The organism is Rhodococcus sp. 4CII (assembly GCF_014256275.1).
In the GTDB taxonomy this organism is placed as follows: Bacteria; Actinomycetota; Actinomycetes; order Mycobacteriales; family Mycobacteriaceae; genus Rhodococcus_F; species Rhodococcus_F wratislaviensis_A.
In genome coordinates this window covers 5,056,811-5,082,045 of sequence record NZ_JACCFE010000002.1, presented here as the reverse complement: position 1 = coordinate 5,082,045, position 25,235 = coordinate 5,056,811, and the positions used below count along the sequence as shown (strand labels likewise).

Below are 25,235 nucleotides of genomic sequence, written 5' to 3'. Positions count from 1 at the left end.
TCAATCTACTGTGCGGGCCCGCGCCACCTCGGCGGCCACCGCCCCACCGACGTTCACCGAAAGGTGCAGTAGTGCAGGGGCTGCGACGCTGCCGCTGCGCCGGCGCAACCATTCGAACAACCACGCCGACGCGCCGGTGAACAACACGCTCGCGACCACCGAGTCCCCGGCGATCCGGGCGGCGCGCACGTGCCACAGCCCGAATGTCGTGGCGTGCAGGGCGTCCGCCGCCGCGGCCGGCCATGCCCGGCGGAACATCGCCGACAGGACGCTGCGGAACACCAGTTCCTCATGGGTCACCGTTCCGACCGGAATCCGGAACCCGACCCAGCCCACGACGCCGGTGGCGTCGTCGCCGGTCGGCATCCGCGCCCGTAGTGCGGGGATGCTCAGCGCGATCGCGTATCCCGCGATCGGCACGACGGACGCGGCGGCGCCGTACCGCAGCCCGGACCGCACCGCCGAGACGGACAGGCCGAGTTCGTCGACGCCGTACCCCGCGGCGCGCGCGGCTCCCACAGCCGACAGTCCGAGCGCACCTCCGGCGGCGGCCCGCCCGTACGGGCCGAGTCCCGACCGGGGCAGCACCACGTCGTTCCACACCAGCGCCGCCGCCGCAGCCGCAACGGAGGCCGGCCTGCTCATTTCTCCGGGCCCTCGGTCCCGGAGAGCGATTCGAGGGTGGAGCGGACGCGTTCGGTGTCGACGGCCGTCCACCCCTCGGGCTGCGCCACCGTGATCCAGCCGTCGAGAACGAGCGTCCCGTAGTTGTGGCCGTGCCCGTCGGGGACGCCGGCGGCGTTCGTCAGGTCGGCCGACACCTGCCAGAACGTCACGAACGGAAACCACTTCATGGACGGCGAACGATCGTCGCCCGGTGGCTCCGTCAACCAGTCGGGCCGGGTGAACGCGAGGTCGGGCGACCACCAGACGACGGGATCGGACGGGTGCTGGACGTACAGGATGCGCGGCGACAGCCATTCGCCGGTGTCCTCGACCATGTCGGCGGAGTCGTCGGCGAACCGCACCACCAGGCCCGCCGCGTACTCGGGGTCCACCTCGGGTGTGCCGAGGTCGCGGCGCTGGATCAGCTGCCCCCACAGGCGGTTCGAGTTGGGCGGCCCCACCCACAGCACACCGTCGACGGTCTGCCGGATATCGCTGAGCGTGTCGAAGGCACCCTCCCCGGCCCGGGTTCCGAGACTCTCCCCGTAGACCAGCAGTTTGGGCCGCGTCGCCTCGGGTTCCTGCAACCACCGCTCGTGCACCCGGTCGATCAGTTCCTTACCCGCCTCCGCGGCCTTCTCCCGGTCCGCGAGGAACGAGATCCAACTCGGCAGGAACGAGTACTGACTGGCCACCAGGGCCGTGTCACCGTTGTGGACCAACTCGATCGCCTGCGCCGCAGTCGGATTGACCCACCCGGTGCCGGTGGTGGGGATGACGACGAGCACCTTCCGCGAGAATGCCCCGGTCCGTTCGAGTTCACCGATGACCACATCCATGCGCGCGTCAGTGTCCTCGGCGGTCTCGAGGCCGGCGTAGACGCGGATGGGATCCTTCGCCGGTGTGCCGTTGGCGGCGGTGAGTTCGCCGGCGTCTAGACCCCGGGACACGAAGTTCCGCCCCTCGTAGCCGAGACTGTCCCAGGGCGCGAGAGAATCTGGGCTGCCGGACTTCTCGAGGTCGAGGGGCTGCTCGGCGCCGTCCCGGGTGGTCGAATTCTGCAGGCTGAAGGCCGCGTTCGTAGCGGCGTAGATGCCGCGCATCAGCACGCCGTCGACAAGTAGGAAGAACAGCACCGTCACGATGAGGATGCCGACGGTGGTGGCGGTCGGGATGGCGAGGTGCCACCGCCGGATGAGGCGTGCCGCGATCCACCGCACCAATTCCCGCAGCAGCCGGTACGCCGAGATGATTGCGGCCCCCACGAGCAGGCTCAGGCCGCCCGTGCGGATGTAGCCGGTGGTAGTGGTTCCCTCCGCCCCCATCAGCGCGGCGAGTTCACGCTGCCAGGCCGCGGAGTACGCGAGCATCACGAGACTGACGACCACGCTCGTCACCGTCACCAGCACCCGCAGCCCGGTGGACCACGGTTCCGGCAGCGGCCACCAGGACCGGTTCCGCAGGAAGTAGCGGCGCACCGCCCAGCCGATCGCCGTTCCCACCGTGTATCCGATGGCGGCGTTGATGCCGCCGATCAGTCCCTGGAACAACCAGTCGCGCGGCAGCAGCGACGGCGTCAGCGACCAGCAGAAGAACAGCGTCGCGAACGCGATGCCGGTGAAGTCGAGGCGAAGGAACTGCCAGGTCCGGTCGAGCCGGGGGCCGTGGAAGAGCGCAGGATCGACTAGCCGCGAGAATTCCCGCGGCCCCCTGTCAACCCTCTCCAGTGCCCCCGAATCGACCATTCATCACCCGAACAATGCCGGTAGTGTTCCCTCGAACGTCGTGCGCAGCTCGGCCAGCGAGACCGAGAACTGGCCCTGGACCTCGACGGAATCGGACCCCTCGTCCACCACACCGATGCGCACCCACGGGAGATTGCGGGCCGTGCACATACCAGTGAAGCGAGTTTCCTCGGTGCGCGGGACGGCGACGAGCACGCGACCCGACGACTCGGAGAACAGGGTGACGAACGGGTCGGCGTCGTCGGGAAGCAGGATGCGGCACCCGGTCTCGCCGGCGAGCGCGGCCTCGACGACGGCCTGCGCGAGACCGCCCTCGGACAGGTCGTGCGCGGCGGATACCAGTCCGTCGCGGGACGCCGCGAGGAGGATGTCGGCCAGCAACTGCTCCCGCTCCAGGTCGACCTTCGGCGGCACGCCACCGAGGTGGCCGTGCTCGACCTGCGACCAGATGGACCCGTCGAACTCGTCGCGGGTGTCACCGAGCAGGATCAGGGTCTCCCCCGGTTCCAGTCCGAGACCGGTGGGGATGCGACGGTGCACGTCGTCGATGACACCGAGCACGGCGACCACCGGGGTGGGCAGAATCGCCGTCGACCCGGTCTGATTGTAGAAGCTGACGTTGCCGCCGGTGACGGGGATGCCGAGCGTCGCGCAGCCGTCCGCCAGACCGCGCACGGCCTGCTGGAACTGCCACATCACCCCCGGGTCCTCGGGGGAACCGAAGTTGAGGCAGTTGCTGACGGCCTTGGGGGTGGCGCCGGTGACGGCGACGTTGCGGAAGGCCTCGGCGAGCGCCAGCTGCGCCCCGGCATACGGGTCGAGTGCGGTGTAACGGCCCGACGCGTCGGTGGCGAGCGCGATACCGCGGCCCGTCTTCTCGTCGACCCGGATCACGCCGGAGTCGGCGTTCTCCGCGAGAACGGTGTTGCCGCGCACGTAGCGGTCGTACTGCTCGGTGATCCACTTGCGGCTGCACAGCGCCGGCGACGCGAGCATCTTCAGGAGGGTCGCCTTCAGTTCGTCGGCCGACTCGGGGCGCTTCAGGCCCGCGGTGGTGTTCGCGACCAGGGCGTCCTGGCTCGCGGGACGCTGCACGGGGCGCTCGTACACCGGGCCCTCGTGGGCGACCGTGCGCGGCGGCACGTCGACGACGGTCTCGCCGTGCCAGGAGATGGTGAGCCGCTCGCCGTCGGTGACCTCACCGATGACGGTGGCGAGGACGTCCCACTTCTTGCAGACCTCCATGAACGCGTCGACGTTCTCCGGGGTGACGACCGCGCACATGCGTTCCTGCGACTCGCTGGACAGCACCTCCGCCGCGGTCATGCCAGTGGCCCGCATCGGGACCTGCTCGAGGTTGATGTGCATTCCGCCGTCGCCGGCCGCGGCCAGCTCCGACGTGGCGCAGGACAGGCCCGCGCCGCCGAGGTCCTGGATGCCGACCACGAGCTTCGCGGCGTACAGCTCGAGACAGCACTCGATGAGCACCTTCTCGGTGAACGGATCGCCCACCTGCACTGCCGGCAACTTCTTCCGGCCGGTACCTGACTCGTCGCCGTCGAACGTCTCCGATGCGAGGACGGACACGCCGCCGATGCCGTCGAGGCCCGTGCGCGCACCGAACAGGATGATCTTGTTGCCGGCGCCCGATGCGAACGCGAGGTGCAGGTCCTCGACGCGCATGGTCCCGGCGCACAGGGCGTTGACCAGCGGGTTGCCCGCGTAGGACTCGTCGAACACGGTCTCGCCGCCGATGTTGGGCAGGCCGAGCGAGTTGCCGTAGCCGCCGACACCGCGCACCACACCGTCGACGACGCGCCGGGTGTCGGGGGCGTCCGCCGCACCGAAGCGCAGCTGGTCCATGACGGCGATCGGGCGGGCGCCCATGGCCATGATGTCGCGGACGATGCCGCCGACGCCAGTGGCCGCGCCCTGGTACGGCTCCACGTAGGAGGGGTGGTTGTGGCTCTCGACCTTGAACGTGACGGCCCAGCCGTCACCGATGTCGACGACGCCGGCGTTCTCACCGATGCCCGCGAGCATCGAGGACCGCATCTCGTCGGTCGTGGTCTCACCGAAGTACCTCAGGTGCACCTTGGACGACTTGTAGGAGCAGTGTTCGCTCCACATCACCGAGTACATCGCGAGCTCGGCCTCGGTGGGGCGACGGCCCAGGATCTCCTTGATACGGGCGTACTCGTCGTCCTTGAGGCCCAGTTCCTTGAAAGGCTGTGCGACGTCGGGGGTCGCGGTGGCGGCGGTGACGGTGTCGACCGGGTGTGCTGACACTGGAGGTGGGGTCCCTTCCCTACGGGAGTCGAAAGGCAAGCCGCGAGTCACGGTCGGCGCAAGCCGAGTGGCGACGAGCCGTACGTCAGTCTATCCGGCGGCTCGTTCCGGCACCGACCTGGCGCTCCCTGCAGGTCTCCGTCACGCCGTCGGTGTGAGGAAGGCCGCAAGGGCGTCGGAATAGGCCCGCACGTCACGAGCACCCATCAGCTCCCGCGAGGAGTGCATTCCGAGCTGCGCGGCACCGACGTCGACGGTGCTCAGCCCCGTCCGGGACGCCGTGATCGGGCCGATGGTCGAACCGCACGGCAGGTCGGCCCGGTGCACGTACCGCTGCAGCGGCACGCCCGCCTGGTCGCAGGCGAGCGCGAACGCCCCGGCTCCGGCCGCGTCGGTGGCGTAGCGCAGGTTCTGGTTGACCTTGAGCACCGGTCCCCCGTTGACGGCGATGTGGTGGGCGGGCTCGTGCCGGTCCGGGTAGTTGGGATGCGTCGCGTGCGCCATGTCTCCGGACGCGCAGATCGATCCGGCCATGGTCTGCAGGAATTCCTCGCGCCCGCCGCCCCGACCGAGGACGATGCGTTCGAGCACGGTGCTCAGCAGATCGGAGAAGGCGCCCCGATCCGACATGCTGCCCACCTCCTCGTGGTCGAACAGTGCGAGCACGGGCACCCGGTCGCCGGGGTTCTCGGCCGCCGCCAGCAGCGCCTGGGTGCCGGCGTAGCAGGTGCCCTGGTTGTCGAGGCGCGGCGCGCTGACGAGGTCCTGTTCGGTTCCGACGAGCGTGCTGGGCGCGAGATCGTGGGTCATCAGTTCCCATCCGAGCACCGCGCCGGCCGCGACCTCCGCCCGGTCTGCCACGAAGTCGATGAACGACCGGCGTTCGGACCCCACGCCCCACACCCCGTTGAGGTGGCGCTGCGGATCGAGGTGCACACCCTTGCGGTCCTCCGACAGGTGGATGGCCAGTTGGGGCACGCGCAGGATCGGTTCGTCGATGCGGACGAATTTTTCCTCCACCGCGTTGCCTGCCCGCACACTCAGCCGCCCGGAGATGCCCAGGTCGCGGTCGAGCCACGAGTTGAGCCATGCTCCGCCGTACGGTTCGAGCCCGACCAGCTGCCACCCTGCCGACGACAGGTCTGGGTGCTGTTTGACGCGCAGGTTCGGGCTGTCGGTGTGCCCGCCGACGATGCGGAAGGGCGCCGTGCGGCCCACCCCTTCGGTGCTCCAGGCGATGAGCGATCCACCGCGCACCAAGAAGTACCGGCCGGGTTCGCCGGGCCACGAGTCGGTTTCGTGCAACTCGGTGAACCCGTTGCCGGTCAGCGACATCGACACGGTCGCGCACACATGGAACGGCGACGGTGACGCATCGACGAAGGTGCAGAGGCCCTGGGCGTCGGCCCGCGTAGTGGGAGGCATGGCGTCAATCATGCAGGACCCGCTGTCACGCGTGGGGACCCGAGACGCAGAACTGGTTTCCGTCGGGATCGGCGAGCGTGACCCAGCGGAAACCGCCCATCTCGTGCCGCGCGACCTCGGTGGCGCCGTCCGAGCTCAGCCTGCCCACCTCGCCGTCGAGGTCGTCGGACGAGAGGTCCAGATGGATACGGTTCTTCCCCGGGGTGGGATCGTCGACCTTCTGGAACGCCAGTTTCTGCGCGGAGCCCGGGAGGGCGACGACGTAGAACCAGCCGTCGTTCTCCTGCTCGATCGTGCCCGCCGTCTGCTTCGCCCACCACTTCGCGAGCGGACCGGGATCGAGGGTGTCGAACGTGATCATGCCGAGTGTGAGTGCCATGCCCGGACAGTAGTCCGGGCCACCGACACGGTTCAGGGTGTCACAGGAAATCCTCGATCACCCGGACGGCCGCGTCCACCGCACCCGCAGAACGTAACTCGGCGGCGAGTCCGGCGCTGCGCCTCCGCTCCGGCTCGGCGTCGACCCGTTCGAGCGCGTCCCGGAGTTCGTCCCGCGAGACGGTCGAACTGTCCACGCGCACCGCGACTCCCGCGGCGACGAGGGCGTCGGCGTTGTCGAGCTGGTCGGTGGCGCTGCCGATCAGCGGGAATCGTCGACGAACCCGAAATCACCGCGCACCAGATCTTCCACGTAGACGGCCCGGCCGGCCCCGTCGGCGAGTGGGATCTTCCAATTCGGATATTGGGTCTCGTCGGTGCCCGGCTGATTCTGGATCCGGTACTCGCCGACGAGGTCGGCGAGAGCGACACCCGACAGCAGGGACGGACTCCGGCTGATCAGGCGGTACAACGCCTTCACCGTGTCGGCTGCCGACGCGTCGGACGGCAGCAACCCGCGGTCGCGTGCCAACCGAAGCACTGCCTCACGTTGGTGTGCGTCGTGTTCCTTCTCCAGTTCGAGGTCGCGTTCGAGGAGACCGAGCCGCGAACGCAATTCGATGTGCTCACCCGCGAGATAACCTGCGGTCGGCGGAAGATCGTGCGTGGTGACGGATGTCAGACACAGGGTCCGATATTCTTCCGGCGGCGTCGGACGCTCGCCGTCGTGCTCGAACCACAGGATGGACGTGCCCAGGATCCCGCGTTCGGCGAGGTAGTCCTGCACGACGGGTTCGAACACCCCCAGGTCCTCGCCGATCACCACGGCACCGGCCCGCTCCGCCTCGAGCACGAGGATCCCGATCAGCGCCTCGTGGTCATAGGTCACGTACGTTCCCTCGGCCGGCGACTCCGCATCGGTCGGGATCCACCACAGCCGGAACAGGCCCAGGATGTGATCGACGCGGAGCCCACCCGCATGTTTCAGCACCGTCCGCAACATGTCGCGGTACGGGGCATAACCCAGCTCCGCCAGCCGATCCGGCCGCCACGGCGGCTGATTCCATTGCTGTCCCTGCTGATTGAAGTCGTCGGGCGGCGCCCCGACGGTGATTCCCTCTGCCAGAGCCGTCCCCAGCGACCACGCATCCGCACCGCCGCGCTGGACACCGACCGCCAGATCGTGCACGATCCCGATGTCCATGCCCGCTGCCCGGGCCGCGTCCTGTGCGTCGGAAAGCTGTTCGTCGCACACCCATTGGAGCCACGAGTAGAACTCGATTCGCGGCGCCAGCTTGCGCCGTTGCGCCTCGACCCACTCGGCGTCGGGAGCAGCGGCCTTCGTCCGCCATCGCGGGTCGCCGGGCCGCAACTTCTCGGTGAGCGCGCACCAGGTCGCGAAGTCACGCAGGCCATCGCCCTCGACCCGGCGGAACTCGTCGAACGCGTGCTGCCTGCTCGGGCTGCGCTCGATTCGGAACACCCGTTCGAGCACTCGGAGTTTGGCGCGGTACGACGCATTTCGGGCGATCCGGTCGGACCGCTCGTTCGCCCGCTCGAATCGCGCTGCGGCGTCGCGCATCCGAGCGTGGCGCCGTGTCGAGAGATACGCGGTCTCCGGGATGTTCTCGATCCGGATGTACATGGGGTTGACGTACCGGCGGGTGGTCGGCAGATACGGCGACGCCTCGATCGGCGGCCGGGGCTGCGCGGCGTGCAGCGGATTGACCAGAACGTAGTCGGCGCCGTGGACGGAACCGAAGATCGACGCGAGATCCGCGAGGTCGCCGAAGTCACCGACACCCCAGGAGCGATGGGACCGGACCGAATACAACTGCGTGAGCACACCCCAGCGCCTGCGGTCGCGCAAACTGTCGGACGTCGACAGCCGCGCCGGCGTGACCACGAGGGTGCAGGAGGAGGACGCGAGGGACGTCGACGCTCGCACCGTGTGCCATCCGCACGGAATCCCGAACGGAACGGCGAACGTGGCACGGCCGATCAGCTCTCCGTCGACCTCGCGCGGATCGACCCACACCTGCAGTTGACGCGCGGCCACCGTCTTGCCCGCCTCCGTGTCGATCCGGACGTCCACGGGTTCGCCGTGCGGTACGTGCACCACGAACCGGGTCTCGGATCCCTCCACCCCGACGACTACAGGCGGCAGCATCCGCCGCCACGGCGCCGCGTCGCAGTCGGACAGGGCGCGCCGCACCTCGTCGTCCGTGTCCGCGGTCACGTCGAGCGCTGCGAGAACACGACGCAGCGTGTCGTCACCCACGTCGTGACTCTGCTGATCCCAACCCCGGTACGACGTCGCCACCCCGTGCCGGGCCGCGAGGTCACGCAACTGCTCGGTGTACGCCACCCGTCGATCGTGCCAGTTCACACCGGGATCCGCGCGGCTTCCGATCCGGCGGCGAAACCGCTCGGTCCCGGCCGCGTGATTGACCCTGCGCCGAGCGGGGTAATTGAGTCGTAATCAGACGCACGGGTCCACGGCGAGCCCCGGAAAGGCAGGCCGTGGACGGGATCCGATGCGCCCGGCAACCGAGGAGTGTTCGATGCTGCTACGCCTTCCCGGAGTCTATCGCCCGCAACACGATACGCAGTTACTGGCAGACGTCCTGGCAGCGGAGCATCTCGGACTCCACACGCGGGTGCTCGACCTGTGCGCGGGAACGGGTGCACTCAGCGTGCACGCCGCCGCCGCGGGTGCCGGCCGGGTGACCGCGGTGGACGTGTCGAGGCGCGCGGCGATCAGCGTCAGGCTCAATTCGCTTCTCGGCGGGCATCGGATCCGCGTGATCCACGGCGACCTCCTCGAGGAGGTGCGCACCGAACGGTTCGACGTCGTGGTGTCCAATCCGCCGTATGTTCCCGCTCCCGTCGACACGGTGCCCGACCGCGGGCCGGCGCGCGCCTGGGACGCGGGTAAGAACGGGCGGGCACTGCTCGACCGAATCTGCTGCGAGGCCCCCGAGGTTCTCGTCCCCGGTGGCGTCCTGTTGCTCGCACAGTCCGTTCTCAGTGGGGTCGAGAAGACGCTGACGATGCTCGAGGAGCAGAACATGTTGGTCGACGTCGCCGCGTCGGCGGAGATTCCGTTCGGCCCCGTCCTCGACGCGCGCCGGGGAATGCTCGAACGGCGAGGACTGATCGATGCCGGTCAGACCAGGGAAGAGATCGTGGTCATCCGCGCCGTCAAATAGCCCTACGGCCAGGCATCGTGCGCAGCCCCGGCCGCGCACGATGCCGGTCGGATCAGGCGGAGATGACGCTGTCGAGGACGGAGTAGAACATGCCGAGTCCGTCGTCGCTGGGGCCGGTGAGAGCCTCGGTGGCGTGTTCCGGGTGCGGCATGAGACCGACGACGCGGCCGTTGGCCGACGAGATTCCGGCGATGCCGCGCTGCGAACCGTTCGGGTTGTCGCCGGCGTAGCGGAACACCACGCGACCTTCACCCTCGAGTTCGTCGAGAACGGTCTCCGACGCCTGGTAGCGGCCCTCGCCGGACTTGAGCGGGACGAGAATCTCGGCGCCCGCCTCGTAGCGGGACGTCCACGCCGTCGACGTGGCCTCGACCTTCAACCACTCGTCGCGGCAGATGAAGTGCAGGCCCTCGTTGCGGGTGAGCGCGCCGGGCAGGAGCCCCGCCTCGCACAGCACCTGGAATCCGTTGCAGATGCCGAGGACGGGCATACCACCCTGCGCCGCCTGGACAACCTTGCCCATGACCGGCGCGAACCGGGCGATGGCCCCGCAGCGCAGGTAGTCGCCGTAGGAGAAGCCACCGGGAACGATGACGGCGTCGACACCCTTGAGGTCGGCGTCGCCGTGCCACAGGCTCACGGCCTCGCCGCCGGCGAGGGTCACCGCGCGGGCGGCGTCGACATCGTCGAGGGTGCCGGGGAAAGTGATGACTCCGACGCGGGCGCTCATGCTTCGACGCGCCTCACGGTCCAGTCCTCGATCACCGTGTTGGCCAGCAGGGCCTCGGCGATCTTCTCGAGCTGAGCGTCGTCGACACTGCCGTCGACCTCGAGCTCGAACCGCTTGCCCTGACGGACATCGGACACTCCAGCGAAGCCGAGCCGCGGCAGCGCTCCGACAATGGCCTGCCCCTGGGGGTCGAGAATCTCGGCCTTGGGCATGACTTCGACGACGACACGGGCCACGTGCTGCTCCTTGTAGTAGTGCGCGAGCCCAGAGTGGAACACCGGGCACCCGGAAGTTTACCGGGCTACCTGCCTGCGGTTCGCATCGGACGAAGGGGACGGGCCACGTATGCAGGCGCATACTCGAATTCATGCGATTGACTCACTTCGGCCACAGCTGCGTCCTCGTCGAGTTGAACGGTTCCACCATCCTCTTCGATCCGGGCAACTTCTCCCACGGATTCGAGGGCATCACCGGACTCGACGCCATCCTGGTGACGCACCAGCACCCCGACCACGTCGACCAGCAACGCCTGCCCGCCCTCGTCGAGGCGAACCCCGGTGCGGCGCTGTACTCGGACCCGCAGACTGCGGCCCAGCTCGGCGGCGGCTGGACGGGGGTGCACGCCGGCGACGAGTTCGACATCGGCGACGTGCACGTCACCGGTGCCGGCGGGAAGCACGCGGTGATCCACCCGGACATCCCGGTGATCGACAACACGGCGTTCCTGCTCGGCGACGCCGCGAACCCGGCCCGGCTGATGCACCCCGGCGACTCCCTGTTCGTCCCGGAGCAGAAGGTCGACGTGCTCGCACTGCCCGCCGCCGCGCCGTGGATGAAGATCTCCGAGGCCGTCGACTACCTCCGGGCCGTCGCACCGCGGGTCGCGGTGCCGATCCACCAGGCGATCATCGCGAACGAGGCCACCGGCATCTTCTACGGCCGCTACACCGACATGGCGCCCGAGGGCACCGAGTTCCGCACGATGCCGAGCGAGTCGAGCGTCGAGGTGGCCTGACGGCCCCGCGAGTACTTGGCAACCGTCCGCGGTTGACAAGTACTCACCGGTCAGGCGGCACCGATCTGCGGAATCCGGGGTTGCCAGCGGTACACCTCCGGCTGGGCGCCGTGGTAGAGCGCGAGGTCGACGGCGTCGAGCAACGCCTGCCGCGGTCCCGACGTGCCCAATTGCTTCGCGGTGACGGCGAGGCGCACCAGTCCCCCGCGCCGGGCGGTCCGACCGGCGCCGAGGACGAGCGCCCGGCACCACCACGGTTCGGCGCGGAAGCCCTCCCCGATCCCCAGCACTCGCGACCGCACCGACGTCTCGCGTTCGAGGTCGTGGATGGCGGTCATCCCGGCCAGCAGTCGGAACCCGGCGGACGGCAGGGCTGCGACCGCGCCTTGGGACGCCAGCCAGCGCGGGGCGGCGAACAGTCGGGTGCGCAGGCCGGTCTGTTCCATCACCCGATCCGCCGCGAGCAGTCGCAGTCGCGCCTCGTGCTCGGGGAGCGCCGCGAATTCGGCGCGCCGGCGTTTGGTCGCGGCCTGGTCGTACCCGTGGAGGACGACGGCGTCGCCGCGGGACCGGCGCCCGCGGACCCAGTCCTGCGTCGCGGGGTCGTTGACCAGCCGGTACTTGTCTTTCAGCCGTGGAGCCACCAGCAGCGACAGCGGCACTCTGCGCCGATCCATCTCCTCGGCGAACGCGGCCGCGAAGTCGCGCGTCTCGTCCCTGATAGCTGACACCGACACGATCACCTGTCCGGTCATGGCCCCAGCGTGACAGGAGAACGTGAACACGAGGCAAAGCTCGTGCGCCTTTCTGGTTGTGGGAGCAACCAGAAGGGCGCACGGGCGCGGAGGAGGGGGCGAGTCCCGGAGCGTGAGTCGGGGGTGCGGTGGGCGGAGAGCGGACGCGACGACGTGCCGTCGGGGGGACGAGGCAAAGCTCGTGCGCCTTTCTGGTTGTGGGAGCAACCAGAAGGGCGCACGGGCGGCGGAGCCGCCTACTTCGGCAGGACGGCCTCGATGGCGTCGACGACCTCGGGGGCGTCCGGTTCGGTGCGGGGACGGAACCGCTTGACGACGGTGCCGTCGGGGGCGACGAGGAACTTCTCGAAGTTCCACTGGATGTCGCCCGCCGCGCCTTCGGCGTCGGTGGCCTTCGTCAGTTCCTCATAGAGCGGGTGCCGGTTCTCACCGTTCACCTCGATCTTCTCGAGCAACGGGAACGTGACGCCGTAAGTGGTGGAGCAGAAGGTCTCGATCTCTTCGGCGGTGCCCGGCTCTTGACCCATGAACTGGTTGCAGGGGACGCCGATCACGGTGAGTCCGCGGTCTGCATAGTCGGTGGCCAGCTTCTCGAGGCCCTTGTACTGCGGGGTGAGCCCGCACTTGGAGGCGACGTTCACCACGAGGACGGCGCGACCGTCGTACTCGCCGAGTGAGGTCGGCGTGCCGCCGAGGGTGTTGATGCTGATGTTCTGAACAGGAGTCGTCATGCGCACCAAAGTAGCCAACAAACGTCTGTGCGCCCAGGCTTCGAATCGCCTGGGCGCACAGAGGTTTACTTCGGAGGGCCGGTCAGCTCTTGACGAGCACCCGCGATTCGTTCTCGGTGGCCTCCTCGTCGACGACCTCGCCGTGGCCGTCGTCGACCATCGTCGACTCGTCGAACGGCAGCTTGCCGTCGAGGACGGTGCGGACGCGGTCGTGGTCGATCGTGTTGGTCCACGAGCCGATGAGCAGGGTGGCGACGGCGTTGCCGGAGAAGTTCGTCACGGCGCGGGCCTCGGACATGAACCGGTCGATGCCGACGATGAGGCCGACGCCGTCGAGCAGTTCCGGACGGTGGCTCTGCAGCCCGCCTGCGAGGGTGGCGAGCCCGGCGCCGCTGACTCCGGCAGCGCCCTTGGACGCGATGATCATGAACACCAGCAGCGACAGCTGCTCGGGGAACGACAGCGGCTGTCCCATCGCGTCGGCGATGAAGATCGAGGCCATGGTCAGGTAGATGGCCGTGCCGTCGAGGTTGAACGAGTAGCCGGTGGGAACGACGACACCGACGGTGGTGCGCTCGACGCCGACGTGCTCCATCTTCGCGATCAGTCGCGGCAGTGCGGACTCGGACGAGGACGTGGCGAAGATCAGCAGGTATTCGCGGGCCAGGTACTTCACCAGCTTGAAGATCGAGATGCCTGCGGCGACGCGGAGCACGGATCCGAGGACGCCGAAGACGAAGATCAGGCAGGTGAGGTAGAAGCCGAGCATCAGGGTGGCGAGCTGGACGACGGCACCGAGCCCGGTCTGACCGACAACGTTCGCGATGGCGCCGAAGGCACCGATCGGTGCGAGCCACAGGATCATCGACAGGATCTTGAAGACGAGCTTCTGGACGTGGCCGACACCGCGCAGGATGGGCTCGCCCTGCTTGCCCAGGGCCTGCAGTCCGAAGCCGACGAGCAACGCGACGAACAGGGTCTGCAGCACGCTTCCCTCGGTCAGCGCGGACATCAGCGACGTGGGGATGATCGACTGGAGGAAGTCCATGGTGCCGCCGGCGCCGTGGGCCTTCTCCGCGAGCGCGGCGCCGGTTCCGGCGGTGTCCGCGCTGATGTTGAGGCCGGTCCCCGGGTCCAGGAGATTGCCGACGACGAGGCCGATGCCGAGGGCGACGGTCGACATACCGATGAAGTAGGTGAGGGCGAGTCCGCCGACCTTGCCGACCTTCGCGGCCGCCTTCACGGATCCGATGCCGAGGACGATCGTGCAGAAGATGACCGGGCTGATCATCATCTTGATCAGGTCGACGAACATCGTGCCGAGCACACCGACCGACTTGCCGACCCCCGGAGCCAGCCACCCGACGAGGATGCCCGCGACGACGGCGACGATGACCCCCATGTACAACCAGTGGGTCCGGTCGCGTTTCTTGGTGTTCCCTGTCGCAGTACTCATGGGATTGTCCTCCAATTCGAGTGGCAAGCTGATCGGTGAGGCCGGCTAGTGACCGCGATCACGTCTTGGAAGAATCTTCTAAGCGATCGCTTGGCTGGAGAAGTTTGTGTTCATTACGTTCAGGAGAAGTGCATTGCCTCACCATCCGCCGAGACGGCACATGAGCGTCGCGAGGCAGCTCTTTCTCCTGCAGCTCGTCGTGTTGGTGCTGGTCATCGGCGCCGGGACTGCATTGGCCGTCGTCGATCAGCGTCGCGACAGCGACGAGACCACCCGGCGCGCGGTCACGGCCGTCGCCGCCACGCTGGCGATGTCGCAGGGCACCGTCGACGCGTTGCGCTCCCCTGATCCGACGGCGGTCCTCCAACCGCAGACCGAGCGGATCCGCGCCGCCACCGGCACCGATTTCATCGTCGTGATGACTCCGGCCGGTATCCGCTTCACGCACACGAACCCCGAACTGATCGGCGGCGTGTTCTCCGGGAACATCGACCGCGCAGTCCGCGGGGAGACGTTCACGGAGACGTACGCCGGGTCGCTCGGACCGTCGATCCGGGCCGTGGCCCCGGTCTACGACGGTGACCGGATCGCGGGTCTCGTGTCGGTGGGTGTCACGCGCGAGAAGATCGGCGACCAGTTCGCCGCGAGCCTGCCGACCATCTTCGCGGTCGCCGCGATCGGCCTCGCGGTGTCTGCAGCGGGGTCGTTCCTGCTGAGCCGGCGCCTGCGCCGTCAGACGCTGGGGATGGCGCCCGACGAATTGCGCCAGATGTACGAGCACCACGACGCCGTCCTGCATTCGATCGGCGAGGGTCTGGTAGTACTCGGTCGCGACGGCGACGACGCCGCGGAGGCCGACGTGGTCAACGATGAAGCACGCCGCCTCCTCGACCTTCCCGAGGGCCCGGTGCCCCTGTCCGCGCTTCCGGACTCACTGCGGCAGTCGCGGGAGGGCGATTCCCGGGACGAGGTGCACGTGACGCCCGACCGGGTGCTGCTCGTCAGCCGGGAGCCCGTCACGTGGGAGGGGCAGCGGCTGGGTACCGTGCTGACGTTGCGGGATCGCACCGAATTGCAAAGCGTCATGGGCGAACTCGATTCCGTTCGCGGATTCGCGGAGTCGCTGCGGTCGCAGGCGCACGAATCGGCGAACCGCCTGCACACCATCATCACGATGGTCGAACTGGGCCGCTACGACGACGCGATCGCCTTCGCCACCGAGGATCTGCGGTTGTCGCAGGAACTGATCGACCGCCTGATGACGGCGGTTCACGAGCCTGCCCTGGCCGCACTGCTGCTCGGCAAGGTGGGGGTGGCCGCCGAACGGGGAGTCGACCTGACCGTCACCGAGGACACCGCGCTCGGGCCCGTCGCGCCGCTCAGCGCGCGTGAACTCGTCACACTGGTGGGTAATCTCGTGGACAACGCGATCGACGCAGCCCGCGGTGCGACCGAGTCGCCCGGAGAGGATGCGTGGGTGGAAGTGACGGTCCGTCAGGAGGATTCGACGATGGTGGTGCGGGTGGCCGACAGCGGACCCGGCATTCCCGCCGACGAACTCGACAAGGCCGTCACGCGCGGCTATTCCACCAAGTCGGGCCAGCGTGGACTGGGTCTGGCACTGGTGACGCAGGTGGTCGCCCGGCACGGGGGAACGATCCGCACGGAGCCGTCGCTCGGATCGATGATCGTCGTCGAAATTCCGTTCGAGGGGGACGCCTCGTGATCCGGGTGATGATAGTCGACGACGAACCGCTCATCGCCGAGGCGCATCGGGCGTATGTGGAACGGATACCCGGGTTTTCGGTCCACACCGTCGTTCACGACGGCAACGGGGCCATGCGCGCGGTCGCCGCCGCGAACGCCGGCGACGACCCCATCGACCTCGTCCTGCTCGACATCGGTCTGCCCGACGCCAGCGGCCTCGACGTGGCGGCGGCACTGAGCGGCGTGCGGCCCAGCCCCGACGTGATCGCGGTGACGTCGGCCCGCGACCTCGAGATGGTCCGCACCGCCGTGGCGCGCGGAATCGCACTGTATCTCCTGAAGCCGTTCACGTTCGCGGCGTTCCGCGACAAGCTGGAGCGGTACCGGGAGTTTCGCGCCGCCCTGCCCGCCGGCAGCAACGCACTGAGCCAGCAGGACATCGACCGGGCGATGTCGGCCCTGCGCACCTCCGACGAACGCGCGACCTCACCGAAAGGCGTTGCACCACAGACCCTCGACCATGTATCAGCCTGCGTCCGGGAGGCGTCCGGACCGCTGACCGCGGCCGAGGTGGCCGCCAGCATCGGGGTCTCCCGGGTCACGGCGTGGCGTTACCTCGAACGCCTCGCCGACGACGGCGTCCTCACCCGACACACCGAGTACGGCCGGGCGGGGCGTCCACAGATTCGGTACGCGCAGCGCTGACTCCCCGGTGGCCCGAGAAAAGACAGGCCCGATGGTTGTGACCTGCGTCACATCGGTGGACGATGAGAAGGAGTCACCTCCGGCTCGTAGTCACTCAGTCAAGGACCTCACGATGTCTAGCAGAATTGCCACCACACTCGCCGCGATTGCATTGACCCTGTCACTCGGCACCCTGGCTGCCCCCGCAGCTCTCGCCGCACCGCTCGCCCCCGCACCGACCCCGGTGGTCGGCTCGATCTCGGTCTGCCTCAACCTGCCACTGGGATCGGCCAGCGTCAGCTTCTGCGTCTGATGCGTGCGTGGCGGAAAGTCGCCTGACACGGCGACTTCCGCCCCACCTCGACGTACCACTTCACACACCGACGGCGGAACCGTCGGCGATGGTGGCGCAGTACTACTTGCCGATCAGGTCGAGCACCCACGCGAATTCGAACGCTACTTCCTTCCACTTTTCGTAGCGTCCGCTGACACCGCCGTGCCCGGCGCTCATCTCGGTCTTGAGGAGTAGGGGCGCGTCGCCGGTCTTGGTGGCGCGGAGTTTCGCGACCCACTTGGCCGGTTCGACGTACAGCACCCGGGTGTCGTTGATGCTGGTGATCGCCAGGATTGCCGGGTAGTCCTTGGCCTCGACGTTCTCGTACGGACTGTACGAGCGCATGTATTCGTAGACCTCGGGGTTCTCCAGGGGATTGCCCCACTCGTCCCACTCGATGACGGTGAGCGGCAGTGACGGGTCGAGGATCGAGGTGAGCGGATCCACGAAGGGAACGTTGGCGAGGATGCCGGCGAACAGTTCCGGCGCCAGGTTGGCCACCGCACCCATCAGCAGGCCTCCGGCACTGCCGCCGTCGGCAACCAGTTGCCGCGGCGTGGTGCGCCCGGTGTCGATCAGATGCCGTGCACTCGAGACGAAGTCGGTGAAGGTGTTCTTCTTGGTGAGGGTCTTGCCCGTCTCGTACCAGTGCCTGCCCATCTCTCCGCCGCCGCGCACGTGCGCGACCACGAAGACGACACCGCGATCGAGGAGGGAGAGCCGCGCGACCGAGAACGCCGGGTCCATGCTGGCCTCGTAGGAGCCGTACCCGTAGAGCAGCGTGGGGGCGGGGCCGTCGGCGCCGGTAGTCTTCCGGCGGACGATCGACAGCGGGATGCGTGTCCCGTCCTCGGCGACGGCCCAGTCGCGTTGCTGCTCGTAGTTGCCGGCGTCGAAATCGCCGAGCACGGGTTGCGACTTGCGCAGGGCGAGTTCGCCCGTCGCGAGCACGTAGTCGTAGACCTGGCCGGGCGTGATGAACGACGTGAACGCCATCCGCAGCGTCGGTTGCTGCCATTCCGGATTGGCCCCGAGCCCGACGCTGAACAGTTCCTCGTCGAATTCGATCTCCGTGAACTCGCCGTAACCGTTCTCGCCGAGCGGCCAGACGGCCAGCCGGGTCAACGCTTCCCGGCGGTATCCGAGCACCAGGTGATCGGCGAACGCGTCGACCTCCTCCAACCGCACGTCGGATCGGTGCGGTATGAGGGTGGTCAGCGACGTCGGGTCGGAAACCGGTGCCTCGGCGAGGACGAAGTTCTCCGCCTTCACACCGTCGACGACGTCGTTGTGCATGATCAGGAAACGGTCTTCACCGGCGACGACCGCGTGCTCGACTCCGTATTCGACGCCCTCGCGCCGCGGCAGCACCACCCGGAACTCGCCCTCGGGATTCGCCGATTCGAGAACCCAGCCTTCGCTGGTGATCTTCGACCCCACCCAGATCATGAGGAACTTCTCGCTGCGGGTGGACCCGACCGACACCCAGAACCGCTCGTCGGGCTCGTGGAAGACCGACACGTCCTGCTCGCGGTCGGTGCCGAGCTTGTGCCGCCACACCGTGTCGGGCCGCCAGGACTCGTCGACGGTGAGATAGAAGACGTGGCTGTGGTCGATGGCCCAGGTGACGCCGGGCGCGGTGCCGGGGATCTCGTCGGGCAGCAGTTCGCCAGTCGTCAGGTTCTTGAACCGCAGCGTGTAGCGCTCGTCGCCGACGACGTCCACGGAGTACGCGAGCAACGTGCCGTCGTGGCTGAGGGAGAACGCGCCGAGGGAGAAGAAGTCGTGACCCTCGGCCTCGGCGTTGCCGTCGAGCAGGACCTGTTCGCCGGCCAGTTCCACACCCGGGGTCAGCTCGGGCGGCGTCCAGTCGTCGGGGCCGGCGATCGGGGCCCGGCACTGGACGCCGTACTGCTTGCCTTCGATGGTGCGGGCGTAGTACCACCAGTCGCCCATGCGGGTGGGAACCGACATGTCGGTTTCCTGCGTGCGGGATTTGATCTCCTGGAAGATCTGGTCGCGCAGCGGCGCGAGGTGCGCCGTCTCCTGCTCGGTGTACGCGTTCTCGGCCTCGAGGTACGCGACGACCTCGGCGTCCTCCTTGTCGCGCAGCCACTCGTACTCGTCGACGAATGTGTGACCGTGGTGGACGCGCTCGGTGGGCACGGTCTTCGCGACCGGCGGGGTGAGCGTCTGGTCTCCGGAGGTCATGTCTCAGCCCACCCAGTCCGCGAACGACAGACCCGAGATCCGCTCGTACGCCTCGATGTACCGCTCGCGGGTCGCCGTCACGATCTCCGCGGGCAGCGGCGGCGGCGCGGTGTCGGACGCGCGGTCCCAGCCGGATTCGGGGCCGGTGAGCCAGTTGCGGACGAACTGCTTGTCGAAGCTCGGCTGCACCTTCCCCGCCTCGTAGCCGTCGGCAGGCCAGTACCGGGACGAGTCGGGGGTGAGGACCTCGTCGGCGAGCACCACGTTGCCCTGCGCGTCCAGCCCGAACTCGAGCTTGGTGTCGGCGAGGATGATGCCGCGATCCGCGGCGAAGTTGGACGCCCGGCCGTAGATGTCGAGGGTGTCGTCACGCAGCTTCACGGCCAGATCCTGGCCGACCTTCTCGACCACGGCCTCGAAGCTGATGTTCTCGTCGTGCTCCCCCAGTTCCGCCTTGCTCGCGGGCGTGAAGATCGGGTCGGGAAGCTGGCTCGCCTCCACGAGTCCCTCGGGCAGTGCGACTCCGCACACCGCACCGGTTTCGTTGTAGTCGATCAGCCCCGAGCCCGTGAGGTAGCCGCGGGCCACACACTCGACGGGAACCATGTTCAGCTTGCGGACCACCAGCGCGCGGCCGAGGACCTCTTCGGGGATCCTGCTGTCGTCGGGCTCACCCGCCAGATGATTGTTGCCGCCGAGGACGCCGAAGAAGAAGACGCTCATCGCGGTGAGCACCCGGCCCTTGTCCGGGATCGGCGTGCTGAGGACGTGGTCGTAGGCGGAGATCCGGTCGCTCGCGACCAACAGGAGGTGCTCGTCGTCGATCGTGTAGAGGTCGCGGACCTTGCCACCGGCCAGATGGGCGTATGAATCGAGTGAGGGGCGCACGGTGATCCAGCCTATCGGTCGGGACGGACACGACGGGACGCGCACCGATCGGGGCCCGGAATAGCACCGGCACCCATGTCGTTAGCCTCGAAAGAGACTTCTGTGATGTGAACGACGACGCGACAGGTGGGTAATGGCGACGGACACGACCCCGGTCGACGTCGGGTTCCGTTCGGAACGCGGACCGATTCTCGTGTCGCTGATGCTCACGACGTCGCTGGTCGCCCTCGATGCGACGATCATCTCCACCGCCGTCTTCACCATCGTCGGGGATCTCGGCGGCTTCTCGCAGTTCCCGTGGCTGTTCTCGATCTATCTGCTCACCCAGGCCGTGTCGGTGCCGATATACGGCAAGCTCGCCGACATCTTCGGCCGCAAGCCGGTCATGCTCCTCGGGATCGCCCTGTTCGGCGTCGGCTCGGTGCTGTGCGGAATCGCGTGGAGCATGCCCGCGCTGATCGCGTTCCGGGCGGTGCAGGGTCTCGGTGCCGGGGCCGTGCAGCCGATGAGCATGACCATCGCCGGCGACATCTACACCCTCGCCGAACGCGCCAAGGCCCAGGGCTACCTGGCCAGCGTCTGGGGCATGTCCGCGGTGGTCGGCCCGACCCTCGGCGGGGTGTTCTCCGAATACCTGTCGTGGCGGTGGATCTTCTTCGTCAACATTCCGCTCTGCCTCCTCGCGGCCGTGATGCTGCTCCGCAACTTCGACGAGCAGCGGGTGCGGACCCAGCGGTCGATCGACTACGCCGGCGCCGGAGTCCTCGCCGTGGGGGCGACGCTGCTCATCCTCGGACTCCTCGAGGGCGGGCAGGCCTGGGCGTGGAGTTCACCGATCAGCATCGGGATCTTCGCGGCGGGTCTCGTGTTTCTGATCGTCTTCGTCCTCGTCGAACGCCGCGCCGCCGAACCGGTGCTGCCGCTGTGGGTGTTCACCCGGCGCGTTCTGGCGGCGAGCAGTCTCGTGTCCCTGCTGGTCGGGGCCATCGTCCTCGGCCTGACCACGTACGTTCCCACCTTCGCCCAGGGCGTGCTCGGGACGGGCGCACTGGTGGCCGGATTCGCGCTGGCCACGCTGACCATCGGCTGGCCGATCGCCGCGTCGCAGTCCGGCCGCGTGTACCTCCGCTTCGGCTTCCGAGTCACCGCCACCGCGGGCAGCCTCCTGGTGGTCGCCGGCACCGCCCTCACCCTGGGTCTGTCCCTGGAGTCGGCGGTGTGGCACGTGGCGATCTGCTGCTTCGTCATCGGCGGCGGCATGGGCCTCGTCGCGAGCCCGACCCTCATCGCGGCGCAGTCCAGTGTCGACTGGTCGGAGCGCGGCGTGGTCACGTCCACCAACATGTTCGCCCGGTCCATCGGCAGCGCCGTGGGGGTCGCCCTGTTCGGTGCCCTCGTCAATGCGCAACTGGGCGGCGACGACAATCCCGCTCCGGCCGATCTGGCCGGCGCCCTGCATCTGGTGTTCGTGGCCGCCCTCGGCGCGGCCGTGGTCCTCGTCCTCGCCGCGGCCGCGATGCCGAAATCCGCCTCCGACGCGGACATCGAAGCGGCCGCACCGACAGCTGTGACCGAGTGACCGACTGACCGTGCGTCGAGGTGCTCGTCGCACGGTCAGTCGTACGTCGAGCCGGATGCTGCACACAGCACCGCCGACGTGCCGTCGGAGAACGGAAAGATCGTCGACCTCTTCCTGGAGAATCTCGGCCGCTACCTGTCCGGTGACACCAGGTCGAACCGGTCGAGGGTCATCATTTTGTCCCATGCGGCGACGAAGTCGCGGACGAACTTCCGCTGCGCGTCGTCGGCCGCGTAGACCTCCGCGAGAGCACGGAGCTCGGAGTTCGATCCGAAGACCAGATCCACGCGGCTTCCGGTCCATTTCACCGCGCCGGTGGTGAGGTCGCGGCCCTCGTAGAGTTGCGCGTCCGCGTCCGTGGGCGCCCACTGCGTTTCCAGGTCGAGAAGGTTGACGAAGAAATCGTTCGTCAGCGATCCGGGGTTCGCGGTGAAGACACCCACAGGTGACTGCCGGTAGTTCGCGCCCAGCACGCGCAGTCCACCGACGAGCACCGTCAGTTCGGGTGCACTGAGCGTCAGCAGATCCGCCTTGTCGATCAACTGGTACTCGGCGGGAAGGCGATGGGGTCGGCCGAGGTAGTTACGGAAGCCGTCCTCGGTCGGCTCGAGCGCCGAGAACGACTCGACATCGGTCTGCTCCTGGGTGGCGTCGGTACGGCCCGGGGTGAAGGGCACCTCGATGTCGTGTCCGGCGTTCTTCGCGGCCAGCTCGACCGCCGCATTGCCACCCAGCACGACGAGATCGGCGAACGATACGCGCTTCGCCCCGGTCTGTGCCGAGTTGAACGAATCCTGCACCTCTTCGAGCACGCGGACGACCTCGGCGAGCGCGTCGGGGTTGTTGACCTCCCACCCATTCTGCGGCTGCAGGCGGATACGACCACCGTTGACGCCTCCGCGCATGTCGCTGCCGCGGAAGGTCGACGCGGCCGCCCATGCGGTGGACACCAACTGCGCGATCGTGAGACCCGACGCGAGGATCCGGGTCTTCAAGGAAGCGATGTCGGCGGCCTCGACGAGGTCGTGCGTGACGGCGGGAACGGGATCCTGCCACAGCAGCGTCTCCTCGGGGACGAGCGACCCGAGGTAGCGCACGGCGGGGCCCATGTCGCGGTGGGTCAGCTTGTACCAGGCTCTGGCGAACTCGTCGGCGAGCTCGTCCGGGTGCTCCAGCCAGCGCCGGGTGATCCGTTCGTAGGCAGGGTCGACCCGCATCGCCATGTCCGTCGTCAACATCACCGGGGCATGCGTTGTCGACGTGTCGTGGGCGTCGGGCACGGTGTCGGCTCCGGCGCCGTCCGTCGGGATCCACTGCCACGCACCGGCGGGACTCTTCGTCAGCTCCCACTCGTACCCGTAGAGAGTTTCGACGAAGCTGTTGTCCCACATCCGCGGCGTGGGTGTCCACGCTCCTTCGAGGCCGCTGGAGATGGTGTCGCCGCCCTTGCCGGTCCCGAAGGAGCTCGTCCACCCCAAGCCCTGCTGTTCGAGTGGGGCCGCTTCGGGTTCGGGTCCGACCAGGTCGGCCGGACCGGCCCCGTGATTCTTCCCGAACGTGTGGCCACCGACGATCAGTGCCGCCGTCTCGATGTCGTTCATCGCCATTCTGCGGAACGTCTCACGAATGTCGATCGCGGAGGCAAGTGGATCCGGGTTGCCGTGCGGGCCCTCCGGGTTCGCGTAGATCAGCCCCATCTGAACCGCCCCGAGCGGCTCCTCGAGATCGCGCTCCCCGCTGTAGCGGTCGTCGCCGAGCCACGTCGTCTCCGGACCCCAGTAGATCTCCTCGGGCTCCCACTGATCCACTCGGCCGCCGCCGAAGCCGAAGGTCGTGAAGCCCATCGATTCCAGCGCGCAGTTACCGGCGAAGACGATCAGATCGGCCCACGACACCGTCTTGCCGTACTTCTTCTTCACCGGCCACAGCAGCCGGCGCGCCTTGTCGAGGTTGACGTTGTCGGGCCAGCTGTTGAGCGGCGCGAACCGCTGCATCCCGGCGCCCGCGCCACCCCGGCCGTCGGTGATGCGGTAGGTGCCCGCCGCGTGCCACGCCATGCGGACGAAGAGAGGACCGTAGTGGCCGTAATCCGCCGGCCACCAGTCCTGCGAGGTGGTCATGACCTCCTCGATGTCCAGTTTCAGGGCGTCGAGATCGACGGCAGCGAATTCCGCGGCGTAGTCGAAATCCCCGTCCATGGGATTCCGCACCGCCGGGTTCCGGTGCAGCACGTTCAGGTCGAGCCGGTTCGGCCACCAGTCGCGGTTGCCTCCGCCCTCGGCGGGATGGGTGCGCCGACCGTGGGCAACTGGGCAACCTCCGCTCGGAGCGGGTTCTGTTTGCGCCTCGGCGATGGGCGGATGCTCGGCCGCGAGGGTCGCGGTGATGTTTTCGGACACGGATTTCCTTCCACAAGTATATATTCGGGGTCTCTACTTCAGATACACAGTGACGTGCCGATGCGCGTGGACAGATTCCACCACCACAACCCGCGGGGCCGGTGGCGCGCACATCGGAGAATCGCAGCAGTCCTGCGTCATCCCCTTGTCGAGGACACGGGCAAACTATCGCGCCATCTCTGGAACTCGTAAAGATGCTGAGTCAAATTGAGACGCTCGACCTTTCGACCGCGCAAGACTGGCGCGGCAAGCGGTGATCACACGGGTAGAGGCAGGACTACTGCCGTCGCCACAACGTGGGCACCGCATGGTGACTGTGACCGCGATTTCGTCGATGGCCACGGTCAGGGGTGACGCGCAGTGGCGGCACCACCGGTGACGTGTCACCGGGTTGACATGAGCAGGGGACGCGACGCACTGGTGAATCCATTTGCGATGAAGCGGGCACGTCATACGGTCGTCGGGAGCCAGCACCGACGCATCCTCCGCCGCATCCTCGACAGCGAGTCGTTCCGCGAGAGCGGTTGCTGCACAGATCGATTGTCGAGACCGATCGATGTCGATCACGGTAGTCACGGGTACACCTCGACGAGGTCGAATTGCGAATGCAGTTGGGCCCATGTGGCCTGATGCTTTCCGTCCGAGCTGCGGTAGGCCGCGCCGGTCACTGGCAGCCAGGTGCGCATCAAGTCGTCGCGGACGGCTGGACGGTCGGCGGGGGCAGCCGTTCTACACAGGGCGGCGACAAGCCAGACCCGACCAGTTCCTGAATCGAGGGGTTGATTGTGCGCCGAGATTCGGTGCGGATCGGTCGTCATGGGAATCATCCTCTGGAATTCCGCGGCAGGTGGGGGATGTCGGTCACCCGTGTCGGTTCGCGGCGACGACTGAGGTGGCTTCCTTATGATCTCGCCCCGCTACTGTGTCGGACGTCTCATTTCCGGACACGGACACCCGGTCATCCGAGCCTCGACCGGCCGTGATCACGAAGGATTCCATTCGGGCAGAGCGTATTCCGTCGTCGATCCGCA

General features: G+C 68.0%; 22 protein-coding genes. 6 read left to right on the top strand and 16 right to left on the bottom strand.

The features are described from left to right. The 7 genes from H0B43_RS24200 to malQ form a co-directional block, all read right to left on the bottom strand. Complete coding sequence (locus H0B43_RS24200) at positions 1 to 645, bottom strand: CPBP family intramembrane glutamic endopeptidase (protein WP_185725627.1); 645 nt, start codon at positions 643 to 645, stop codon at positions 1 to 3. Beyond that, a complete protein-coding gene (locus H0B43_RS24195) occupies positions 642 to 2,411 on the bottom strand; it encodes an alpha/beta-hydrolase family protein (protein WP_185725628.1) in 1,770 nt (589 codons plus the stop codon). Before H0B43_RS24195 ends, H0B43_RS24200 begins: the two co-directional genes overlap by 4 nt. Positions 2,412 to 2,414: 3 nt before the next feature. Beyond that, a complete protein-coding gene (gene purL / locus H0B43_RS24190) occupies positions 2,415 to 4,700 on the bottom strand; it encodes a phosphoribosylformylglycinamidine synthase subunit PurL (protein WP_185725629.1) in 2,286 nt (761 codons plus the stop codon). Positions 4,701 to 4,841: 141 nt separating this feature from the next. Continuing rightward, entirely contained in the window at positions 4,842 to 6,125 is a 1,284-nt protein-coding gene (locus H0B43_RS24185) for a M18 family aminopeptidase (protein WP_185725630.1), read from the bottom strand. Positions 6,126 to 6,150: 25 nt separating this feature from the next. Beyond that, positions 6,151 to 6,504 (bottom strand): VOC family protein, encoded by a 354-nt coding sequence (locus tag H0B43_RS24180; RefSeq protein ID WP_185725631.1) that lies wholly within the window; start codon positions 6,502 to 6,504, stop codon positions 6,151 to 6,153. 40 nt (positions 6,505 to 6,544) lie between these two features. Then, the gene (locus H0B43_RS24175) at positions 6,545 to 6,700 is read right to left on the bottom strand and encodes a hypothetical protein (RefSeq protein ID WP_252189716.1); all 156 of its coding nucleotides are present in this window, start codon (positions 6,698 to 6,700) and stop codon (positions 6,545 to 6,547) included. A gap of 65 nt (positions 6,701 to 6,765) precedes the next feature. Beyond that, positions 6,766 to 8,871, bottom strand: a complete 2,106-nt coding sequence (gene malQ / locus H0B43_RS24170) for a 4-alpha-glucanotransferase (RefSeq protein WP_185729812.1) — start codon at positions 8,869 to 8,871, stop codon at positions 6,766 to 6,768. 196 nt (positions 8,872 to 9,067) lie between these two features. Here malQ and H0B43_RS24165 point away from each other — a divergent pair, with 196 nt between their 5' ends. Beyond that, positions 9,068 to 9,715, top strand: coding sequence for a HemK2/MTQ2 family protein methyltransferase (locus H0B43_RS24165; RefSeq protein ID WP_185725632.1), 648 nt, complete (start codon positions 9,068 to 9,070; stop codon positions 9,713 to 9,715). A gap of 52 nt (positions 9,716 to 9,767) precedes the next feature. On the opposite strand, the gene purQ is transcribed toward H0B43_RS24165, so the two are convergent. Together purQ and purS are read right to left on the bottom strand one after the other, a co-directional pair. Then, positions 9,768 to 10,445 (bottom strand): phosphoribosylformylglycinamidine synthase subunit PurQ, encoded by a 678-nt coding sequence (gene purQ / locus H0B43_RS24160; RefSeq protein WP_185725633.1) that lies wholly within the window; start codon positions 10,443 to 10,445, stop codon positions 9,768 to 9,770. Further along, on the bottom strand, positions 10,442 to 10,681 hold the full coding sequence (gene purS / locus H0B43_RS24155; RefSeq protein WP_005244409.1) for a phosphoribosylformylglycinamidine synthase subunit PurS: 240 nt from the start codon (positions 10,679 to 10,681) through the stop codon (positions 10,442 to 10,444). The genes purQ and purS overlap by 4 nt, the downstream gene beginning before the upstream one ends. Before the next feature lie 131 nt (positions 10,682 to 10,812). On the opposite strand from purS, the gene H0B43_RS24150 reads away from it, so the two are divergent. After that, positions 10,813 to 11,460: an MBL fold metallo-hydrolase gene (locus H0B43_RS24150; RefSeq protein WP_185725634.1), complete on the top strand. Its 648-nt coding sequence runs from the start codon at positions 10,813 to 10,815 to the stop codon at positions 11,458 to 11,460. Between the two features lie 50 nt (positions 11,461 to 11,510). Here H0B43_RS24150 and H0B43_RS24145 read toward each other — a convergent pair whose 3' ends face one another. From H0B43_RS24145 to H0B43_RS24135, 3 genes are all read right to left on the bottom strand, one after another. Beyond that, positions 11,511 to 12,215 (bottom strand): DUF2334 domain-containing protein, encoded by a 705-nt coding sequence (locus tag H0B43_RS24145; RefSeq protein WP_185725635.1) that lies wholly within the window; start codon positions 12,213 to 12,215, stop codon positions 11,511 to 11,513. Between the two features lie 236 nt (positions 12,216 to 12,451). Beyond that, positions 12,452 to 12,946 (bottom strand): glutathione peroxidase, encoded by a 495-nt coding sequence (locus H0B43_RS24140; protein WP_185725636.1) that lies wholly within the window; start codon positions 12,944 to 12,946, stop codon positions 12,452 to 12,454. 82 nt (positions 12,947 to 13,028) lie between these two features. Then, the gene (locus tag H0B43_RS24135) at positions 13,029 to 14,402 is read right to left on the bottom strand and encodes a cation:dicarboxylate symporter family transporter (protein ID WP_185950079.1); all 1,374 of its coding nucleotides are present in this window, start codon (positions 14,400 to 14,402) and stop codon (positions 13,029 to 13,031) included. 160 nt (positions 14,403 to 14,562) lie between these two features. Between H0B43_RS24135 and H0B43_RS24130 the strand changes: the two genes are divergently transcribed. The 3 genes from H0B43_RS24130 (at position 14,563) to H0B43_RS24120 (ending at position 17,106) form a co-directional block, all read left to right on the top strand. Then, positions 14,563 to 16,128: a sensor histidine kinase gene (locus tag H0B43_RS24130; RefSeq protein ID WP_185725637.1), complete on the top strand. Its 1,566-nt coding sequence runs from the start codon at positions 14,563 to 14,565 to the stop codon at positions 16,126 to 16,128. Beyond that, complete coding sequence (locus H0B43_RS24125; protein WP_185725638.1) at positions 16,125 to 16,814, top strand: response regulator; 690 nt, start codon at positions 16,125 to 16,127, stop codon at positions 16,812 to 16,814. Before H0B43_RS24130 ends, H0B43_RS24125 begins: the two co-directional genes overlap by 4 nt. 112 nt (positions 16,815 to 16,926) lie before the next feature. After that, positions 16,927 to 17,106, top strand: coding sequence for a hypothetical protein (locus H0B43_RS24120; RefSeq protein ID WP_185725639.1), 180 nt, complete (start codon positions 16,927 to 16,929; stop codon positions 17,104 to 17,106). 102 nt (positions 17,107 to 17,208) lie between these two features. Here the strand turns inward: H0B43_RS24120 and H0B43_RS24115 are convergent, their stop codons facing one another. Further along, positions 17,209 to 19,338, bottom strand: coding sequence for a S9 family peptidase (locus H0B43_RS24115; protein WP_185725640.1), 2,130 nt, complete (start codon positions 19,336 to 19,338; stop codon positions 17,209 to 17,211). Positions 19,339 to 19,341: 3 nt separating this feature from the next. Continuing rightward, the gene (locus H0B43_RS24110) at positions 19,342 to 20,226 is read right to left on the bottom strand and encodes a phosphoribosylaminoimidazolesuccinocarboxamide synthase (protein WP_185725641.1); all 885 of its coding nucleotides are present in this window, start codon (positions 20,224 to 20,226) and stop codon (positions 19,342 to 19,344) included. A gap of 133 nt (positions 20,227 to 20,359) precedes the next feature. Here H0B43_RS24110 and H0B43_RS24105 point away from each other — a divergent pair, with 133 nt between their 5' ends. Continuing rightward, complete coding sequence (locus tag H0B43_RS24105; RefSeq protein ID WP_185725642.1) at positions 20,360 to 21,805, top strand: MDR family MFS transporter; 1,446 nt, start codon at positions 20,360 to 20,362, stop codon at positions 21,803 to 21,805. A gap of 131 nt (positions 21,806 to 21,936) precedes the next feature. Here the strand turns inward: H0B43_RS24105 and katG are convergent, their stop codons facing one another. Continuing rightward, positions 21,937 to 24,192: a catalase/peroxidase HPI gene (gene katG / locus H0B43_RS24100; RefSeq protein WP_185729813.1), complete on the bottom strand. Its 2,256-nt coding sequence runs from the start codon at positions 24,190 to 24,192 to the stop codon at positions 21,937 to 21,939. A 584-nt stretch (positions 24,193 to 24,776) separates the two neighbouring features. Next, positions 24,777 to 25,022, bottom strand: a complete 246-nt coding sequence (locus H0B43_RS24095; RefSeq protein ID WP_185725643.1) for a hypothetical protein — start codon at positions 25,020 to 25,022, stop codon at positions 24,777 to 24,779. Positions 25,023 to 25,235 lie beyond the last annotated feature (213 nt).

Excerpts from the sequence above, each read along its gene's own strand:
- H0B43_RS24200 (WP_185725627.1), bottom strand. The coding sequence starts at position 645 with ATGAGCAGGCCGGCCTCCGTTGCGGCTGCGGCGGCGGCGCTGGTGTGG.
- H0B43_RS24195 (WP_185725628.1), bottom strand. The coding sequence starts at position 2,411 with ATGGTCGATTCGGGGGCACTGGAGAGGGTTGACAGGGGGCCGCGGGAA.
- H0B43_RS24185 (WP_185725630.1), bottom strand. The coding sequence starts at position 6,125 with ATGCCTCCCACTACGCGGGCCGACGCCCAGGGCCTCTGCACCTTCGTC.
- H0B43_RS24180 (WP_185725631.1), bottom strand. The coding sequence starts at position 6,504 with ATGGCACTCACACTCGGCATGATCACGTTCGACACCCTCGATCCCGGT.
- H0B43_RS24165 (WP_185725632.1), top strand. The coding sequence starts at position 9,068 with ATGCTGCTACGCCTTCCCGGAGTCTATCGCCCGCAACACGATACGCAG.
- purQ (WP_185725633.1), bottom strand. The coding sequence starts at position 10,445 with ATGAGCGCCCGCGTCGGAGTCATCACTTTCCCCGGCACCCTCGACGAT.
- H0B43_RS24150 (WP_185725634.1), top strand. The coding sequence starts at position 10,813 with ATGCGATTGACTCACTTCGGCCACAGCTGCGTCCTCGTCGAGTTGAAC.
- H0B43_RS24145 (WP_185725635.1), bottom strand. The coding sequence starts at position 12,215 with ATGACCGGACAGGTGATCGTGTCGGTGTCAGCTATCAGGGACGAGACG.
- H0B43_RS24140 (WP_185725636.1), bottom strand. The coding sequence starts at position 12,946 with ATGACGACTCCTGTTCAGAACATCAGCATCAACACCCTCGGCGGCACG.
- H0B43_RS24135 (WP_185950079.1), bottom strand. The coding sequence starts at position 14,402 with ATGAGTACTGCGACAGGGAACACCAAGAAACGCGACCGGACCCACTGG.
- H0B43_RS24130 (WP_185725637.1), top strand. The coding sequence starts at position 14,563 with ATGAGCGTCGCGAGGCAGCTCTTTCTCCTGCAGCTCGTCGTGTTGGTG.
- H0B43_RS24120 (WP_185725639.1), top strand. The coding sequence starts at position 16,927 with ATGTCTAGCAGAATTGCCACCACACTCGCCGCGATTGCATTGACCCTG.
- H0B43_RS24115 (WP_185725640.1), bottom strand. The coding sequence starts at position 19,338 with ATGACCTCCGGAGACCAGACGCTCACCCCGCCGGTCGCGAAGACCGTG.
- H0B43_RS24105 (WP_185725642.1), top strand. The coding sequence starts at position 20,360 with ATGGCGACGGACACGACCCCGGTCGACGTCGGGTTCCGTTCGGAACGC.
- H0B43_RS24095 (WP_185725643.1), bottom strand. The coding sequence starts at position 25,022 with ATGACGACCGATCCGCACCGAATCTCGGCGCACAATCAACCCCTCGAT.